21 protein-coding genes and 1 tRNA gene are annotated in these 16,184 nt (G+C 57.9%); 16 read left to right on the forward strand and 6 right to left on the reverse strand.

All coding sequences use genetic code 11. The features are described 5' to 3' along the window. The first annotated feature begins 129 nt into the window (after window positions 1-129). The 6 genes from cysG to AC1QQ2_RS01835 all read left to right on the forward strand — a co-directional run bounded on the left by cysG (window position 130) and on the right by AC1QQ2_RS01835 (window position 5,558). Complete coding sequence (cysG, locus tag AC1QQ2_RS01810) at window positions 130-1,530, forward strand: siroheme synthase CysG (RefSeq protein WP_479711859.1); 1,401 nt, start codon at window positions 130-132, stop codon at window positions 1,528-1,530. Next, the gene (locus AC1QQ2_RS01815) at window positions 1,527-1,829 is read left to right on the forward strand and encodes a DUF2849 domain-containing protein (RefSeq protein ID WP_105235250.1); all 303 of its coding nucleotides are present in this window, start codon (window positions 1,527-1,529) and stop codon (window positions 1,827-1,829) included. Before cysG ends, AC1QQ2_RS01815 begins: the two co-directional genes overlap by 4 nt. Beyond that, on the forward strand, window positions 1,829-3,499 hold the full coding sequence (locus tag AC1QQ2_RS01820; RefSeq protein ID WP_479711860.1) for a nitrite/sulfite reductase: 1,671 nt from the start codon (window positions 1,829-1,831) through the stop codon (window positions 3,497-3,499). Before AC1QQ2_RS01815 ends, AC1QQ2_RS01820 begins: the two co-directional genes overlap by 1 nt. After that, window positions 3,486-4,220: a phosphoadenylyl-sulfate reductase gene (locus tag AC1QQ2_RS01825; RefSeq protein ID WP_249946277.1), complete on the forward strand. Its 735-nt coding sequence runs from the start codon at window positions 3,486-3,488 to the stop codon at window positions 4,218-4,220. Before AC1QQ2_RS01820 ends, AC1QQ2_RS01825 begins: the two co-directional genes overlap by 14 nt. Window positions 4,221-4,230: 10 nt before the next feature. Further along, entirely contained in the window at window positions 4,231-4,632 is a 402-nt protein-coding gene (locus tag AC1QQ2_RS01830; protein ID WP_479711861.1) for a DUF934 domain-containing protein, read from the forward strand. A gap of 68 nt (window positions 4,633-4,700) precedes the next feature. Then, the gene (locus tag AC1QQ2_RS01835; protein ID WP_105236362.1) at window positions 4,701-5,558 is read left to right on the forward strand and encodes a ferredoxin--NADP reductase; all 858 of its coding nucleotides are present in this window, start codon (window positions 4,701-4,703) and stop codon (window positions 5,556-5,558) included. Window positions 5,559-5,615: 57 nt separating this feature from the next. Here AC1QQ2_RS01835 and kdsA read toward each other — a convergent pair whose 3' ends face one another. The 3 genes from kdsA to AC1QQ2_RS01850 all read right to left on the reverse strand — a co-directional run bounded on the left by kdsA (window position 5,616) and on the right by AC1QQ2_RS01850 (window position 7,858). Beyond that, window positions 5,616-6,434 carry a 3-deoxy-8-phosphooctulonate synthase gene (gene kdsA / locus AC1QQ2_RS01840; RefSeq protein ID WP_249946280.1) on the reverse strand — a complete coding sequence of 273 codons (819 nt, stop codon included), beginning with the start codon at window positions 6,432-6,434 and terminating at the stop codon, window positions 5,616-5,618. A gap of 110 nt (window positions 6,435-6,544) precedes the next feature. Further along, the gene (locus tag AC1QQ2_RS01845) at window positions 6,545-7,294 is read right to left on the reverse strand and encodes a GNAT family N-acetyltransferase (RefSeq protein ID WP_479711862.1); all 750 of its coding nucleotides are present in this window, start codon (window positions 7,292-7,294) and stop codon (window positions 6,545-6,547) included. A gap of 90 nt (window positions 7,295-7,384) precedes the next feature. Beyond that, window positions 7,385-7,858: an outer membrane protein assembly factor BamE gene (locus tag AC1QQ2_RS01850; RefSeq protein ID WP_479711863.1), complete on the reverse strand. Its 474-nt coding sequence runs from the start codon at window positions 7,856-7,858 to the stop codon at window positions 7,385-7,387. Window positions 7,859-7,939: 81 nt separating this feature from the next. Here AC1QQ2_RS01850 and AC1QQ2_RS01855 point away from each other — a divergent pair, with 81 nt between their 5' ends. The 10 genes from AC1QQ2_RS01855 to AC1QQ2_RS01900 all read left to right on the forward strand — a co-directional run bounded on the left by AC1QQ2_RS01855 (window position 7,940) and on the right by AC1QQ2_RS01900 (window position 14,392). After that, window positions 7,940-8,491, forward strand: coding sequence for a YceD family protein (locus tag AC1QQ2_RS01855; RefSeq protein WP_105235257.1), 552 nt, complete (start codon window positions 7,940-7,942; stop codon window positions 8,489-8,491). A gap of 163 nt (window positions 8,492-8,654) precedes the next feature. Beyond that, complete coding sequence (gene rpmF / locus AC1QQ2_RS01860; RefSeq protein WP_067548783.1) at window positions 8,655-8,861, forward strand: 50S ribosomal protein L32; 207 nt, start codon at window positions 8,655-8,657, stop codon at window positions 8,859-8,861. 32 nt (window positions 8,862-8,893) lie between these two features. Then, window positions 8,894-10,003, forward strand: a complete 1,110-nt coding sequence (gene plsX, locus AC1QQ2_RS01865; RefSeq protein ID WP_105235258.1) for a phosphate acyltransferase PlsX — start codon at window positions 8,894-8,896, stop codon at window positions 10,001-10,003. Then, window positions 10,004-10,975, forward strand: a complete 972-nt coding sequence (locus AC1QQ2_RS01870) for a beta-ketoacyl-ACP synthase III (RefSeq protein ID WP_479711864.1) — start codon at window positions 10,004-10,006, stop codon at window positions 10,973-10,975. Between the two features lie 89 nt (window positions 10,976-11,064). Continuing rightward, window positions 11,065-11,367, forward strand: coding sequence for an integration host factor subunit alpha (gene ihfA, locus AC1QQ2_RS01875; protein ID WP_105235259.1), 303 nt, complete (start codon window positions 11,065-11,067; stop codon window positions 11,365-11,367). 6 nt (window positions 11,368-11,373) lie between these two features. Next, a complete protein-coding gene (locus AC1QQ2_RS01880) occupies window positions 11,374-12,024 on the forward strand; it encodes a MerR family transcriptional regulator (protein ID WP_479711865.1) in 651 nt (216 codons plus the stop codon). A gap of 3 nt (window positions 12,025-12,027) precedes the next feature. Further along, window positions 12,028-12,681 carry a phosphoglycolate phosphatase gene (gene gph / locus AC1QQ2_RS01885; protein ID WP_479711866.1) on the forward strand — a complete coding sequence of 218 codons (654 nt, stop codon included), beginning with the start codon at window positions 12,028-12,030 and terminating at the stop codon, window positions 12,679-12,681. 55 nt (window positions 12,682-12,736) lie between these two features. Next, window positions 12,737-12,813: transfer RNA gene (locus AC1QQ2_RS01890), tRNA-Pro, on the forward strand. Window positions 12,814-12,863: 50 nt separating this feature from the next. Next, window positions 12,864-13,937: a 2'-deoxycytidine 5'-triphosphate deaminase gene (locus AC1QQ2_RS01895; protein WP_479711867.1), complete on the forward strand. Its 1,074-nt coding sequence runs from the start codon at window positions 12,864-12,866 to the stop codon at window positions 13,935-13,937. A gap of 98 nt (window positions 13,938-14,035) precedes the next feature. Then, the gene (locus AC1QQ2_RS01900; RefSeq protein WP_438987539.1) at window positions 14,036-14,392 is read left to right on the forward strand and encodes a rhodanese-like domain-containing protein; all 357 of its coding nucleotides are present in this window, start codon (window positions 14,036-14,038) and stop codon (window positions 14,390-14,392) included. A 56-nt stretch (window positions 14,393-14,448) separates the two neighbouring features. On the opposite strand, the gene AC1QQ2_RS01905 is transcribed toward AC1QQ2_RS01900, so the two are convergent. From AC1QQ2_RS01905 to AC1QQ2_RS01915, 3 genes are read right to left on the reverse strand one after another with little or no spacing between them, the layout of a single operon-like run. Beyond that, entirely contained in the window at window positions 14,449-14,658 is a 210-nt protein-coding gene (locus AC1QQ2_RS01905; RefSeq protein WP_479711868.1) for a hypothetical protein, read from the reverse strand. 55 nt (window positions 14,659-14,713) lie between these two features. Further along, on the reverse strand, window positions 14,714-15,388 hold the full coding sequence (scpB, locus tag AC1QQ2_RS01910; protein ID WP_479711869.1) for an SMC-Scp complex subunit ScpB: 675 nt from the start codon (window positions 15,386-15,388) through the stop codon (window positions 14,714-14,716). Then, window positions 15,381-16,181, reverse strand: coding sequence for a segregation and condensation protein A (locus tag AC1QQ2_RS01915; protein ID WP_067548813.1), 801 nt, complete (start codon window positions 16,179-16,181; stop codon window positions 15,381-15,383). The genes scpB and AC1QQ2_RS01915 overlap by 8 nt, the downstream gene beginning before the upstream one ends. Window positions 16,182-16,184 lie beyond the last annotated feature (3 nt).

The raw sequence follows: 16,184 nt of genomic DNA on the forward strand, positions 1-16,184 counted from the left end.
ATTCCCCGCTGGATTGGAACAAACGTCACCACTGGACGCACATGGCGAACATACGTCCTTATTCATCGGACGCAATAGGCAAAAAGGGGGATATTATTCTATATATCCGTGTAGAAACCGGAGCGTCCCATGCAGCACTTTCCAATCTTCCTATCGGTGACCCACCGCCGCATCGTCCTGACGGGCGGTGGCGAGGCGGCACTGGCGAAATTGCGTCTCTTGCTCAAGACTGAGGGCAAGATCACTGTTTTCGCAGATGCCCCGCATCCTGACCTTCTGCGCATGGCGGCTGAGGGTCGCCTCTCGCTGGTTCAGCGGGCGTTCGATTACGGCGATACGCTCTGCGCACGGTTGGTTTATGCCGCGAACGAAGATGCCGTCGAAGACGCCCGTGTCGCACGGATTGCCCGCAGCGAGGGTGCGATCGTTAATATCGTGGACGATCTGCATGGGTCAGACTTTATCACGCCCGCGATTGTTGACCGTGATCCTGTAACGATTGCAATCGGCACCGAGGGCGCAGCCCCTGTTCTGGCGCGCGCGATTAAGGCCGACCTTGAGGCGCGTTTGCCATCCAACCTTGGTCTTTTGGCACGGGTGGGAAAGGCGTTCCGTCATGCGGTGGACATTCTACCGATGGGCCGCAAGCGTCGCGATTTCTGGGCGGATTACTATTTCAACACGGGTCCCAAGGCTGTTGAGACAGACGGTGAAGCTGGTGCGCAATCGGCGCTTGAGGCCACTCTAGATCATCACGTAATGGCAAAGACCCGCGACGGTCATGTTGACCTCGTTGGTGCAGGTCCAGGTGATCCAGAATTACTGACTTTGAAGGCTCGCAAGGCGCTGGATGAGGCCGATGTTGTAATCTACGACCGTTTGGTTGCGCCTGAAATCCTCGAACTGGCCCGCCGTGAGGCGATCATGGTCGATGTGGGCAAAGAGGGTTTCGGTGTTTCGACCTCTCAGGACGACATTAACGATCTGATCGTTGAGCATGCGAAAGACGGCCACCATGTTGTTCGCCTCAAATCAGGTGATCCAACTGTCTTTGGCCGTTTGGACGAAGAAATCGAGGCGATTGAGGCGGCTGGGATCAGCTACCGCATTGTGCCGGGCATCACCGCTGCCTCTGCCGCTGTTGCGCAAATCGGGCAGAGCCTGACGAAACGCGGCCGCAATGGATCGGTTCGGCTGCTGACGGGTCACGATATGAAAGGCTTTGCCGAACAGGACTGGCGTGGTCTGGCCCGCGACGGCGAAGTCGCCGCGATCTACATGGGCAAACGCGCCGCGCGTTTCGTTCAGGGCCGTCTGTTGATGCACGGAGCATCGGCTGACACGCCTGTCACCATCATCGAAAACGTCTCTCGCCCTCAAAGCCGCGTGATCGCCACAACATTGGCCGAGCTAGAGCCGACCATGTCGTCCTCTGGCCTCACTGGCCCTGCCCTCACCTTTTATGGACTTGCGCCGCGTCACGCGGTTCAGGTCGCCCGCTCTCTACCGCAAAAGGAGGCCGCACAATGAGCCGCCGCTTTACCCCAAAAGTGATTACCGCAAACCTTCTCCTTGATGGGGATGCTGTCTGGCTGACCGCCGATGACCGCTGGTCGAAGTCGATGCTTGATGCCGAGCTTATTGAGGACGAAGCCCACGCTGACATCCGCATCCTCTTTGCCAACGGTCAAGCAAACATCGTCGTCGGTCCGTACCTCGCTGATGCGAAGGCTGGTCCGAACGGCCCCGAACCGACCCATTTCCGCGAAGAATTCCGCACCCGTGGCCCGTCCAACTATGCCCACGGCAAACAAGTGGAGCTGAACTAATGTATAAGTATAACGACTTTGACGAAGCCTTTGTCCGCTCTCGCGTTGCGCAATTCCGAGATCAGGTGGAACGCCGCATTGAGGGTCAACTGACCGAAGACGAATTCCGTCCGCTCCGCCTGATGAACGGTCTGTATCTGCAGCTGCACGCCTATATGCTGCGGGTTGCGATCCCCTACGGCACGCTCAACAGCCGTCAAATGCGCCATCTCGCGATGATTGCGGAAAAGTGGGACAAGGGCTACGGCCACTTCACCACCCGTCAGAACATCCAATTCAACTGGCCGAAACTGCAGGACGTGCCTGATATCCTCGAGGCATTGGCCGATGTGGAAATGCACGCGCTGCAAACCTCGGGCAATACGATCCGCAACGTCACGGCTGACCACTTTGCTGGCGCTGCCGCCGATGAAGTTGCAGACCCGCGTCCTGTGGCTGAACTGCTGCGTCAGTGGTCCACCGACCACCCAGAGTTCCAGTTCCTGCCGCGTAAGTTCAAGATCGCTGTCACTGGCGGTGAACAAGACCGCGCTGTGACCAAAGCGCACGATATCGGCATCCGCATCGTCCGTAATGCTGCAGGCGAGATCGGTTATCAGATCATCGTCGGCGGTGGTTTGGGCCGCACCCCGATGATCGGTAAGGTTATTCGTGACTTCCTCCCCAAAGAAGACCTGCTGCCCTATGTTGAGGCCGTTGTGTCTGTCTGGAACCTGCTGGGTCGTCGCGACAACAAGTATAAAGCACGGATCAAAATCACCGTGTTCGAGAACGGCTTGGACGAATTCGCTCAACTTACGGATGAACGTTTCGAACAAATTCGGGCGGGCTTTACGGGTGTTGATCAGGAAATTCTTGCAGAAATCGAACAATTTTTCCGTGAGCCTGCGTATGCGTCTAAATCTAAAGGTGTATTCGACGCACGCTACGCGACCGACCCTGCGTTCCGGTCTTGGGTCGACACGAACCTGAGCGAACACAAGGCAGATGACTATGCAATCGTCACCATTTCGGTGAAAAAGCACGGGGCAACTCCGGGTGATGCGACCGCTGACCAGATGCGGGCGATGGCCGACCTTGCCGAGGCCTATGGTCACGACGAACTGCGCATCAGCCATGAACAAAACGTTGTTCTGCCTCATGTTCACAAGGCCGACCTTCCCGCGATCTATGACGCGTTGAAAGTAGCTGATCTGGCAACCGCGAACGTTGGCCTGATCTCTGACATCATCGCTTGCCCTGGCATGGACTATTGCGCCCTTGCGACCGCACGTTCGATCCCGATCGCACAGGAAATCGCGCAGCGTTTTGACGACCTGAAGCTGGAACATGACATTGGTCCGCTCAAGATAAAAATCTCGGGCTGCATCAACGCCTGTGGTCACCACCACGTTGGTCACATCGGTATTCTTGGCCTTGATCGCGCTGGGGTTGAAAACTACCAGATCACACTTGGCGGTGACGGCACCCAAGACGCGGTCATCGGCGACAAAACGGGCCCCGGCTTTGCGGCTGAGGAGATCACCAACGCAATTGAACGGATCGTTATGGCTTACCTCGCCCTGCGCCAATCGCCTGCTGAGACGTTCCTCGACGCGTATAAGCGCCTCGGCCTAGAGCCGTTCAAAGCCGCACTCTACGAGGAGGCAGCAGCCCATGCCGCTGAGTGAACCCGTCCAACAACGGGTTGACGCTCTGAATGCCCGCTACAAACACCACAGTGCAACTGCGGTTCTCGAACATGCGCTAAAGGACGCTCAAGTCGGTAAAACGGCGATGGTGTCGTCCTTTGGGGCAGAGTCCGTCGTGCTTTTGCACCTCGTGTCCGTCATCGATAACACGACGCCCGTGTTGTTTATCGATACCGAAATGCTGTTTGCCGAAACGCTGGCTTATCAGCAGGAACTGACCGAAAGGTTGAACCTGAAAAACCTTCAGATCATTCGTGCGGCGGATAAGGCAAAGCGGATTGAAGACCCTGATGGCACGCTGCATCAGTTCAACACCGATGCCTGCTGTAACCTGCGCAAAACCCAGCCGTTGCAAGACGCGCTCAAGGGCTATGACGCATGGATCACGGGTCGGAAACGGTATCAGGGCACCACGCGCGCTGCGCTCGAGTTCTTTGAGAACGAGGACGATCACAGGATCAAGATCAACCCGCTCTGCCATTGGGATGTAAACGATCTTCAGGATTATATGACCGAAAACCGTCTGCCGCGTCACCCGCTGGTCGCCCAAGGCTATCCGTCCATCGGATGTGCCCCCTGCACCAGCCCCGTGAAAGAAGGCGAAGACCCGCGCGCTGGTCGCTGGCGCAACTCGAATAAAACCGAATGTGGCATCCACATCGTAGATGGCAAGGTCGTGCGCAACGGCCAAGCCGCCTAAGGAGACTGACATGACTGTAATCGTCACCGATACCGGCTTTGCCGCCGATGACCACAACGCACCGTTCACTGCATTGGGTGAGGCTTCGGGTGAAACCGCGATCCTGATCCCGTCGAACACCAATCCTGCCGATTTGCCCAAGGCGCTCTCTGCCTCGGTCATCGCGGTCGAATTCCCGTCCTTTGCGGACGGTCGCGGGTTCACCCTTGCGGCACAACTGCGCCGCCTCGGGTTCAAAGGTCGCCTCCGCGCCCAAGGTCACGTGATCTGCGAACAATATGCCATGGCCCGCCGTTCGGGCTTTGACGAGGTCGCGATCAGTGACGAATTGGCCGCACGTCAGCCTGAAAACCTGTGGCTGACACGTGCAAATTGGCAGGCAAACGATTATCAGGCGCGTATGCGGGGCTGAATTGCCCTTTCCTGACACAGATCAAAGTTTAATGATGGATTGGGCTTTAAGCCGCCCATATGACAGATATGACCGAACAGACACTCGTGAAAGACGCCCCCGTGAAAGAAGCCGCTGCAAAGCCACACCTGCCTGACGCCCAAGTCGTCACAGAGGTAAAGCACTACACCGACCGCCTGTTTTCGTTCCGCTGCACCCGTCCTGCATCCATGCGGTTCCGTTCGGGCGAGTTCGTGATGATCGGCCTCATGGGTGATCCTGATCCTGCGACAGGCAAACAAAAGCCGCTGTTGCGCGCGTATTCCATCGCCTCGCCGTCGTGGGACGAAGAGCTGGAGTTCTATTCGATCAAGGTTCAGGACGGCCCGCTGACCTCGAAGCTTCAACACATCAAAGTCGGTGATGAAGTGATCTTGCGTCCGAAACCCGTTGGCACGCTGGTGCATGATGCGCTGCTGCCCGGCAAACGGATTTGGTTCTTTGCGACTGGCACCGGCTTTGCGCCGTTCGCGTCGCTCTTGCGTGAACCACAAACCTACGAAGACTACGATGAGGTCATCATCACCCACACCTGCCGCGAAGTGGGCGAACTGAAATATGGTCACGACCTGATCGAAAGCCTGAAAACCGACGAGTTGTTGAACGAGGTGATCGGTGACGGCTTCTGGAAGAAAATCAAGTACTACCCGACCACCACTCGCGAAGAGAGCCCGAAAATGGGCCGCATCACCGACCTGATGCGCAAGGGCGAAGCGTTTGAGGATCTCGGCGTGCCGCAGATCAACCCGAACGACGACCGCGCGATGGTCTGCGGCAACCTCGCCTTTAACCTCGAGATCAAAGACATGCTCGAGGGCTACGGTCTGGTTGAAGGCGCGAATTCGAACCCACAGCATTATGTGGTTGAAAAAGCCTTCCTCGATTGATCGGATCGAACGAAAAACAAAAGCCCGCCAATTGGTGGGCTTTTTTAATTTCAGGCCTTAGCCCTTCATCACATTGTCCAGCGCCCGAAGCTGCGCCAATAGCCCCTGCAGCTGTTCGATCGGCACCATGTTCGGGCCATCAGACGGCGCATTGTCGGGGTCTTCGTGCGTTTCGATGAACAAGGCGGCACAGCCAACCGCAACTGCAGCGCGTGCCAGTGGCGGCACCATACGCCGATCACCGCCCGAGGAATTACCGTTACCGCCTGGTTGCTGCACCGAATGGGTCGCATCAAATACGACAGGATAGCCCGTCTCGGCCATCGTCGGCAGACCACGGAAATCGCTGACAAGCGTGTTATAACCAAACGACGTGCCACGCTCGCAGAGCATGATGTTGGTGTTGCCCGTGCTCTCAATCTTAGCGGCGACGTTCTTCATATCCCAAGGCGCAAGGAACTGCCCCTTCTTCACGTTGATCGCCTTGCCCGTTTCACCCGCAGCCAACAAAAGGTCGGTCTGACGGCAAAGGAATGCTGGGATTTGCAGGATATCGACGAACTCAGCCGCCATCGTGCAATGGTGCGTCTCGTGCACGTCGGTGATGACAGGGCAGCCGAACTCGTCGCGAATTTTCGACAGGATCGTCAGCCCCGCCTCTGCGCCAATCCCGCGCTTTCCACCCAGCGACGAACGGTTGGCCTTGTCATACGACCCCTTGAACACAAACCCCGTGCCCGTCGCCGCACAAGCTTCAGCAATTTTTTCAGCCAACATACGTGCATGATCAAGGCTCTCGAGCTGGCACGGCCCCGCGATCAGCGCGAACGGCAGATCATTGGCAACTTCTACATTTCCGATTGTAACGCGATGCATGGGGCTCTCCTTGGCTCGACTTAGCCCCGATATAACCACGCATCACGCTTAGGTCCATCGCCCCTGCCTTTGTGCCGAAAATATCCCGGGGGTTTGGGGGCAGAGCCCCCTTACCCGGCCACCATCCGCAGTGCCTTTGCCCGTGCAGGTGGGATCGCGCGGATTTCGAGGCCGGTGAAAACATGCAGCGTATTCAGGTCATTATCGACCACTGCGTGATCGCTCACCCAGCCGCCCATCAGCAGATAGGTCTTGAGCAACGGTGGCATCCCCAGCATTGCCCTTTTGCGGTCGAGGGGCCTACGCAGACGTTCTGCCGCGAAACGGATCACTTTAGGCGCTTTGACCTTGGGCAACCAGCGCATCGGCGCGATGTGCTTTTCGGCGAGCATATCAAAGGCATCTAGATAAGCCTCAGCCTCCGTGCCCCAGAAGGACGAACAGCCGAATAGCATCTCGACCCCGTTGTCATCGACAAAGCGGGTCATGGCACCCCATGCGACCCGCAGAATGTCGGGGTCTTTGTGGTCGGGGTGAATACAGAACCGCCCCATCTCGACCATCGGACCGTCAAAGGCCTTGAGCGCGGAGAGTTCATAATATTGTGCGGAATAACTCTGCCCGATCTCAGCACCACCAGAGAGCGGCATCAGGCGGAAACAGCAGACCAGTTCGCCTGTGCGGGTATCCTCGACCAGCATATGCTGGCAGCGGGCGTCGAAATCATCGGCTTCAATCCCGTCGTCCTGCCCACCGTCTGCTGTAAAACAAGCATAGCGCAAGCGCTGCGCGGCCTTCAGGTCTTGATCAGTTTCCGCCAGTCGGGCCGCATAGCGACCCTTACGCAACATCACCCGCATGGGATCACCCTCTGCACTCATGCTCCCGCCACCATAGGCGCGGGATGTAACAGGTATATTGATCCTGAACGGTAAAGCCGCAATGCGATTTTAATCGGAGCCAAAGATGTCAGCAGCGTTGAAGCGACCGATCGAGCCGAGCAGCTGACGCAGGAACACGTTGTCACGCAGATTGTCGTCGGTCACACGGCGCGACAGCGACACCACCTGACCATCGTTGAGGCCAAAGGTTTCGATGTTGCGCGCAATCCCACCTGCGTCAAATGTCACAGCAACGACCGTGCGGTCGATTTCTTTGGGGGGCATCGCACCGTAGTGGCGCATTTGGTAGGACACGTAATAGAGCCCGCCATCCTCAAGCACGCCACCCATCGTCGGGCGGCCCAGTTTTTCAATGACAGAATCGCGGGTGTCGCTGCCGAGGGTGACGGTGGCGATGGCCTCTGCCTTGGGTGCAAAGCCGTGGTTAGCGACCCGCTCAACACAGCCCGACAGACCGGCGACCGCAGCCACAGTAGCGACCACGAAAACACCTTTGCGGATGATGCGACCTGATTTGAACATACCTGCCCCCTTGTATCGCCTGCCCGAGCCTTTTAATCCGCTTACATCACCACAGACCCGAAGTTCAAGGATTGAAGCGCCATGGAGACCTCTAAGACCACATTACGGTTCGCCGATCTTCCCAATCGCGCCGATACGACCTTTGCGATTGAACCCGATGCCGCGCAACGTGCGGAAATCGCCGAAAGCCTAGGAATCCCTGCCATTCGCAAGCTGCGGTTCAACGGATTGATCCGCGCCGAGGGCAAACACGACTGGGTTTTGTTCGCTGATCTGGGCGCGACGGTCGTTCAGGATTGCGTGATCACTCTCGAACCTGTGACCACTCGGATCGACCAAAAGATCAAACGCACCTACCTCAGCGACATCGAAGATCCGCTGATCGGTGAAGTCGAGATGCCCGAAGATGACACAGTTGAGGAACTTCCAGCCACGCTGAACCTCGTTGATGTCATGACCGAAGCGCTCGCGCTCGCCCTGCCCGACTTCCCGCGGGCCGATGGCGCAGAGCTGGGCGAAGCTATTTTCACAGAGCCAGGTGTGGCCCCGATGCGCGACGAAGACACCCGTCCGTTCGCGGGTCTATCTTCGCTAAAAGATGCGCTTGAAAAGAAGGACGAATCTGGCGCATAAGCCCCCTCATCAAATGGGGTTGAACATTTGCGGATTCGCAGTATGTTCGCGACCTCTTTCGAACGAGGGTCGACAGGCCGCGTCATATCTACTATGACGCCCACGAACTTCACCGAGATAACGAAACAACGGGCCCTGCGCCCCTTAGATAATAGGTAGAGACATGGCCGTTCAGCAGAACAAAGTCTCCAAATCGCGCCGCAACATGCGCCGTGCACACGACGCTCTGGTTGCAGCAAACCCGAACGAATGCCCGTCCTGTGGCGAACTGCGCCGTCCGCACCACGTATGCCCGTCCTGTGGCTCGTACGCTGACCGCGAAGTCATCGCTCAAGCGAACGACGTCGATCTGGACGAAGACGCAGCCTAAGGGCTTGCCATTACGGGTGGGGAATTGACGGGATGGATACGTCCAAAACCGCCTCGAAATCCGTAGTGCTGTCAATCGACGCCATGGGTGGCGATAAAGGGCCTGCAGCTGTTGTTGCGGGCCTTGCGTATTTCTTCGAAGAAGAACCGCTCGCCAAAGTCATTCTTCACGGTGATGAAGCCGTGCTTGCGCCGCTCGTTGAAAAGCGTCGCCTGTCTAAACGTGTGACCATCCGCCATGCAGAGCGGGCTGTGACCATGGATGACAAACCCGCACAGGTTCTCCGCAATTCCAAAGGCACCTCTATGCTTGCCACCGTTGACGCGGTGCGCAGTGGTGAGGCCGATGCTGCCGTGTCATGCGGCAACACTGGGGCGCTGATGGCGTTGTCGATGTTGCGTTTGCGCAAGGCCGAAGGTGTGAACCGTCCGGCCATCGCTTGCCTCTGGCCCTCGCGGAACCCCAACGGGTTCAACGTGATGCTTGATGCAGGGGCCGATATTCGCGCCGACGAAGACGACCTTTTGACCTACGCGCTGATGGGCACCTCTTATGCCCGCAACGGCATGGGCCTCACTCGTCCGCGCGTTGGTCTATTGAACGTCGGAACCGAAGAACACAAAGGTCGTGCCGAACTTAAGGTCGCGCATGAACTGATCGGTGCCGCCGCTGAAAAGGGCGAATTCGAATACATCGGTTTTGTCGAAGGTGGCGATCTGCCTTCTGACCGCGTTGATGTGATCGTGACCGATGGCTTTACCGGCAACGTCGCGCTGAAAACAGGCGAAGGCACCGCCCGCCTGATTTCCGACGCCCTAAAAGAATCGTTCACACATTCGATCTGGTCCAAACTGGCCGCAGCTTTTGCTTACACATCGCTGAGCCGTTTGAAGAAAAAGATCGATCCACGCAATGTGAATGGTGGTGTCTTCCTTGGCCTGAACGGCACTGTGGTCAAAAGCCACGGTGGAGCAGACGCCAAAGGCAACGCAGCCGCATTTAAACTGGCCTACACGCTGGGTCAGAACCGATTTGCTGACAAACTTGCGGCACGGGTTGCATCTGCGGCCACCCTCCCCCAAGATATCCTCCACGAGGGTGAGCCGGTCCCGACCTCCGGCCAAGAAGGCGAGCAAAACTAAATGACGATACGCGCTGTTGTAAAAGGTGTCGGGCACTACCTGCCCGAGAACGTTGTTCCCAACAGCTACTTCGAAGACAAGCTCGACACGTCCAGTGATTGGATCGTTTCGCGTTCTGGCATCGAACGCCGTCATTTCGCCGCCGAAGGCCAGACCACATCCGACCTAGCCACCAATGCCGCCAAAGCCGCGCTGGAAAACGCGGGTCTTACGGGCAATGACATCGACGCGATTGTTCTGGCGACCTCGACCGCTGATCTGACCTTCCCGTCGGCAGCAACTATGGTGCAGCACAACATCGGCAACACCCGTGGCTTTGCCTTTGACCTTCAAGCGGTCTGCGCTGGCTTCGTCTTTGCCCTGACTAATGCGAACGCGCTGATTCAGGCAGGTTCTGCGAAACGTGTACTGGTGATTGGCGCCGAAACCTTTAGCCGCATCATGGATTGGCAAGATCGTGGCACCTGCGTTCTCTTTGGCGACGGTGCTGGCGCGTTGATCCTTGAGGCCCAAGAGGGCACGGGTTCGACCGATGATCGTGGCATCCTGTCGACCGACTTGAATTCTGACGGCAGCTACCGTGACCTCCTCTATGTGGATGGTGGCGTGTCGACCCAATCGACGGGCGTTCTGCGCATGGAAGGCAAAGAAGTCTTCCGCCACGCTGTCGAAAAGCTGGCTCAGACCGCGCATACCGCCTTGGATAAGGTTGGCCTCGGCTCTGACGATGTGGACTGGGTTGTGCCGCATCAGGCGAACATCCGTATCATCCAATCGACCGCGAAAAAGCTGGGCGTTGGCATGGATCGTGTTGTTGTGACCGTTCAGGATCACGGCAACACCTCGGCGGCCTCGATTCCTCTCGCACTGTCAGTTGGCGTGGCGAACGGACAGATCAAAAAAGGCGATCTGGTCGTAACCGAAGCCATCGGCGGCGGACTCGCTTGGGGTTCAGTCGTCGTACGGTGGTAAAGAGCCGCTGAAACTGCGATCTGCAAGTCGTTGTTATTGACTCCTAAATTGCGCTCTGCCTAAGCTTCTGAAAACCTCAGGGGGATGAGATGTCTGAAAAAACACTGACACGTATGGATTTGGCCGAAGCTGTCCACGCTGAAGTGGGCCTGTCGCGCAACGATAGCGCAGAACTGGTCGAAAGCGTGCTGACCCATATTTCCGACGCATTGGTTCAGAATGAAACTGTGAAAATCAGTTCATTTGGCACCTTCTCGGTCCGTGAAAAAGCGGCTCGTGTCGGTCGTAACCCCAAAACGGGCGAAGAGGTTCCGATCTCTCCGCGTCGTGTGCTGACCTTCCGTCCGAGCCACTTGATGAAAGACCGCATTGCGGCTGGCAACAAAGGCTAATTCCCGATGAAGAAGTCGCATGACGCCTTTCGCACCATCAGCGAGGTGTCAGAGCTATTAGATACGCCCGCGCATGTTTTGCGGTTCTGGGAAAGCAAGTTTTCCCAGATCAAACCCGTGAAACGTGCGGGCGGTCGACGTTACTATCGTCCCCAAGACATCCAACTGATTGCAGGGCTGAAACAGCTTTTGCACGGTGATGGCCTGTCGATCAAAGAAGCTCAGAAATTGCTGCGGGAACAAGGCATTAAGCATGTTGTCGGGATAGGCAGCGATGCAACGACCGAGGTGGAAACCCCCGTTGCCGCCACAGCGCCAGAACCGGTGATCGAGGCCCCCGTGGCAGAGCCTGTGGCGGATGCATCCGCGCCTGTGAAGGCCGCCAAGAAGCCGTCGAAAAAAGACGTCGAGTTGAACAAGCGCGATGAAACCGCTGCGATTGGCGACCTCTTTAGCGCGTTTGATCCGCAGTCGAACGTTGTGCCATTGCACGCACCACAACAGCCTATCGTCCCTGTCCCTGCACCGACGGGCTCCGTGTCGATCCTGACCGCGATTTCCCATGCCGACGCCTCTAAAGTGGCCAACAAAAGCGCCAAGATCGAGCCACTCTTGGCACGACTATCTGACGTCCACGCGCGGATGCTGAAGGACTGATCATTGCCTCACAACACAGCACTTGTCTTTGACCTCGACGGCACGCTGATCGACAGCCTGCCCGCGATCTCTGGCTCTGTGAATGCCATGCTCGCTGACATGGGATGCAGCGCCCTGCCCGTCTCACAGATTCGCGGGTTCATCGGTAAGGGCGCCCCGAACCTCGTTAAACAGTCGATCGCGGCGGCAGGGCTGCCTGAGGATGACTTTGACACCGCCCTGAGCACAATGATGCGCCATTACGAGGCGGCACATGACGGCAATATCCCGTTCGACCACATGGTCGGCACACTGGAGGGCCTTCGCGCTGCAGGCTACGCCTTGGGCATCTGCACGAACAAACCGAGCGCCGCGACGCAAGCTGTTCTGGACCACCTCGGTCTGACGGACCTCTTTGACGTTGTGATCTCGGGTGACAGCCTGCCCCAGCGCAAGCCGCACCCTGCGCCGCTCCACGCGGCATTCGACGCGATGGGCCGCGCAAACCGCATCTATATTGGCGACAGCGAGGTCGATGCCGAAACGGCCACCGCAGCAGAGGTGCCCTTTGTCCTTTTTACCGAGGGCTACCGCAAAGCGCCCATTTCCGACCTCACCCATGCGGCGACATTTGACGATTTTCGCGCCTTGCCGGAAATCATTGCCTCGCTGCAATAATTCGTGGCCTTGCCCCTTGCCCTTATCGGCAAATCGGGTATTTAGGCCTCCACGTCGGGCTATAGCGCAGCCTGGTAGCGCGTCCGTCTGGGGGACGGAAGGTCGCAGGTTCGAGTCCTGCTAGCCCGACCAACAAAATCGCCCGCCCGCTCTGGGCGGGCGTTTTGCTATGGGAGGCAAAGATGACCGGTGTACTGCCCAGCCAACGTATCCGTGACCTGATGCAATCGGGCGCGATCACGGCGACGACTGACTACGTAGACGGACAAATCCAACCTGCGAGCCTCGATTTGCGCCTCGGCACAGTGGCTTACCGCGTCCGCGCCTCGTTCCTTGCGGGCGAAGGTCGTACCGTGGCCGATCGCCTCTCTGAATTTGAAATGCACCGCGTGGACCTCACGAATGGCGCTGTTCTGGAAAAAGGCTGCGTCTACGTCGTCCCCTTGATGGAGAGCCTCGCCCTGCCCGATGGCATCCAAGCCGTTGCCAACGCGAAATCCTCCACAGGTCGCCTCGATCTTCTGACCCGAACCATCACTGATGGTGGCGTTGAATTTGACCGCATCGCGCTTGGTTATACGGGTCCGCTCTATGCTGAGATTTGCCCGCGCTCTTTCTCGGTCCTTGTCCGTCCAGGGATGCGCCTGAACCAGATCCGCTTCCGCGCAGGTCAAGCCGTGCTGTCGGATGACGAACTCCGCACGCTACACACTGAGACCCCGCTGGTAAACGGTGAGGCGGTGATTGACGACGGTCTGGGCTTCTCGGTTGACCTCGCGCCTGCATCTGGCACCCTCGTCGGTTACCGTGCAAAGCCGCATACGGGCGTGATCGATCTGGACCTGCTGAACCACTATGACCCCAGCGAATACTGGGAAGAAGTGCACACAAAAGACCGCAAGATCATCCTCGATCCGGGTGCTTTCTACATCCTCGTCAGCCGCGAGGCCGTCACCATCCCGCCGATGCAAGCCGCTGAAATGGCACCCTATTTGGCGATGGTTGGTGAATTCCGCGTCCACTACGCTGGCTTCTTTGACCCTGGTTTCGGCCATGCGGAGGCTGGTGGTCAAGGCTCCCGTGGCGTCCTAGAGGTTCGCTGCCACGAGGCCCCCTTTGTCCTCGAACACGGTCAGGTCGTTGGCCGCCTTGTTTATGAACAAATGGAGGCCCTCCCCGATCAGCTCTACGGTCGCGAGATCAAATCGAACTATCAGGGACAGGGTTTGAAACTCTCCAAACATTTCCGCGCATAACCAACTGGGGCTGCGATTTCGCGACCCCAATCAAAAGACATATTTACATATATTAATTTGAATATATGAATAAGGGGCTGCAACCAAAGGAGCCCCTAATGGCCTATACCGAAAAATTCCAAGCCATGTCCGACGCCGCTCGCGCCCGCGTGGACGAAGTCGCCCCCGAAGACGTTGATGCCCTGATCGCCGGCGGTGCCATCGCGCTCGACATCCGCGATCCCGACGAACATGCCAAAACCCATATCCCCGGCTCGATCAACATCAGCCGCGGCAAGCTGGAGATGAACGTCGAAGGTATCATCACCGACCTCGACGCCACCATTCTTTGCTACTGCAACGCCTACAACCGTGGCGCTCTCTCAGCGGCAAGCCTGCGTGACATGGGCTATTCCAATGCAAAATTCATCGGCGGCGGCCTGAATGCATGGAAAAAATTGCACGAAGAAGCCTGATGCCTTTGTGCTGAAAATATCCCGGGGTGCGGGGCAGCGCCCCGCGACCTCACCCTTTAGCGGAACCGCGAAATACCGCGAATGACCCGCGTGGCTTTGCCAATCCGCCCTGTCATCTCACCGATCTGACGGGAACGCGCCCGTGCATCTGGCGTGTCATTGCGATTGCCCGTGACCTTTGCCCAGAGCCGTTGAAACACGCCGCGTTGACGTAGGACGCGCATCAACAGGCGCATCACCGTCCGCATCATTTGATCTTGGTTCATTGCTGATCCTTTGCTGCCTCAGGGACAGCCTATCACAACCCAAAGGCGCACGACATCACTCTTCGATGAACAGATCGCCCTGATCATCATCCTCGTCATCCTCACCAGACAGTTGCCCCATTCCTGGCGGCGGACGGTTATCCAATAGGCCCGCAGACCGCAGTTCTTTGAGCCCAGGCAGGTCGCGCGCGCTCTCTAGCCCAAAGTGGTCGAGGAACTCTTGTGTCACCACAAAGGTGACAGGTCGACCCGGTGTCATCTTGCGGCGGCCAAAGCGGATCCACTCCATCTCGATCAACTGGTCGATTGTTCCGCGCGATACGGACACGCCACGGATTTCTTCGATCTCGGCGCGTGTGACGGGCTGGTGGTAGGCAATGATCGCCAGCGTTTCGATCGCCGCTCGGGACATCTTCCGCACTTCGATCGTTTCTTTCTGCATTAGATAGCCTAGGTCAGGCGCAGTGCGCAGCGCCCATGTCTCCCCGACCCGCACAAGACGGACGCCCCGCCCCTCGTAGCGTTTGCGCAGGTGGGCGATGGCCTCGGCGGGATCGCAGCCATGCGGCATCCGTCCTTCCAGCTCACGGATCGTGACGGGTTCAGAGCTGGCAAAGAGGATCGCTTCGACCATGCGCTCTTGTTCACCAATCGGCGGCGCGTCAAAGAGGCTGATCTCTGCCTCTTCGGTCTCGATATCGCGGTGTGTGGCTTCAGTTTCGTCAACCATCGCGTGGCGCTCTCCTACGGATCTGGATCGGGGCAAAGGTTTCGCCCTGCCGCAATTCGATCTTGCCTTCTTTGACCAATTCCAGCGTTGCGGCAAAGGTCGCAGCCGTGGCGGAACGTGTCCGCATACTGTCGCCCTGCCAGCCATCTGGCATATACATCACCAGATCGGTCCATTCTTTCGCGTAGCCAATCAGCGGCTTCATCCGCTCTAACGCGCGCTCCATCGTGTCGATGTGTTCGCGGTCAAAGACAAAGGGACGGAATTCGTCCTTGGTCCTGATCCGCGCATAGCCCTGCATGAGGTCCAAAAGCGTCGCCGTATAACGCACCGACCGCACACGTTCGACATCCTCTGGGATACCGCGAGCAAAGAAATCACGGCCCTTTTGGTCCCGCGCCATGAGGTTTGCCGCAGCGGTCCGCATCGCCTCTAGCCGTTCCAGCTGGAACGCGAGGTGCGCGGCGAGCTCTTCACCCGATGGGCCTTCTTCGGTCGGATCTGGGGGCAGCAAGAGGCGTGATTTCAGGAATGCCAGCCACGCCGCCATCACAAGATAATCCGCCGCCAGTTCGAGCCGCAGTTCCTTGGCCTTTTCTACAAAGGCCAGATACTGCTCTGCCAGCGCGACCATCGAAATCTGCAGAAGGTCGACCTTTTGCGTCCGCGCAAGCGTCAGCAAGAGGTCGAGCGGCCCCTCGAACGCGCCCACGTCAACAACCAGCGCCTCGGCGGCAAGGCGCTCTGACACGCTCACGCGGTCGGTGTTGAATAACTGCTGCTGTTCGGCCATGCC

This window comes from Aestuarium sp. (assembly GCF_023253315.1).
Classification (GTDB): Bacteria; Pseudomonadota; Alphaproteobacteria; order Rhodobacterales; family Rhodobacteraceae; genus Marivivens; species Marivivens donghaensis.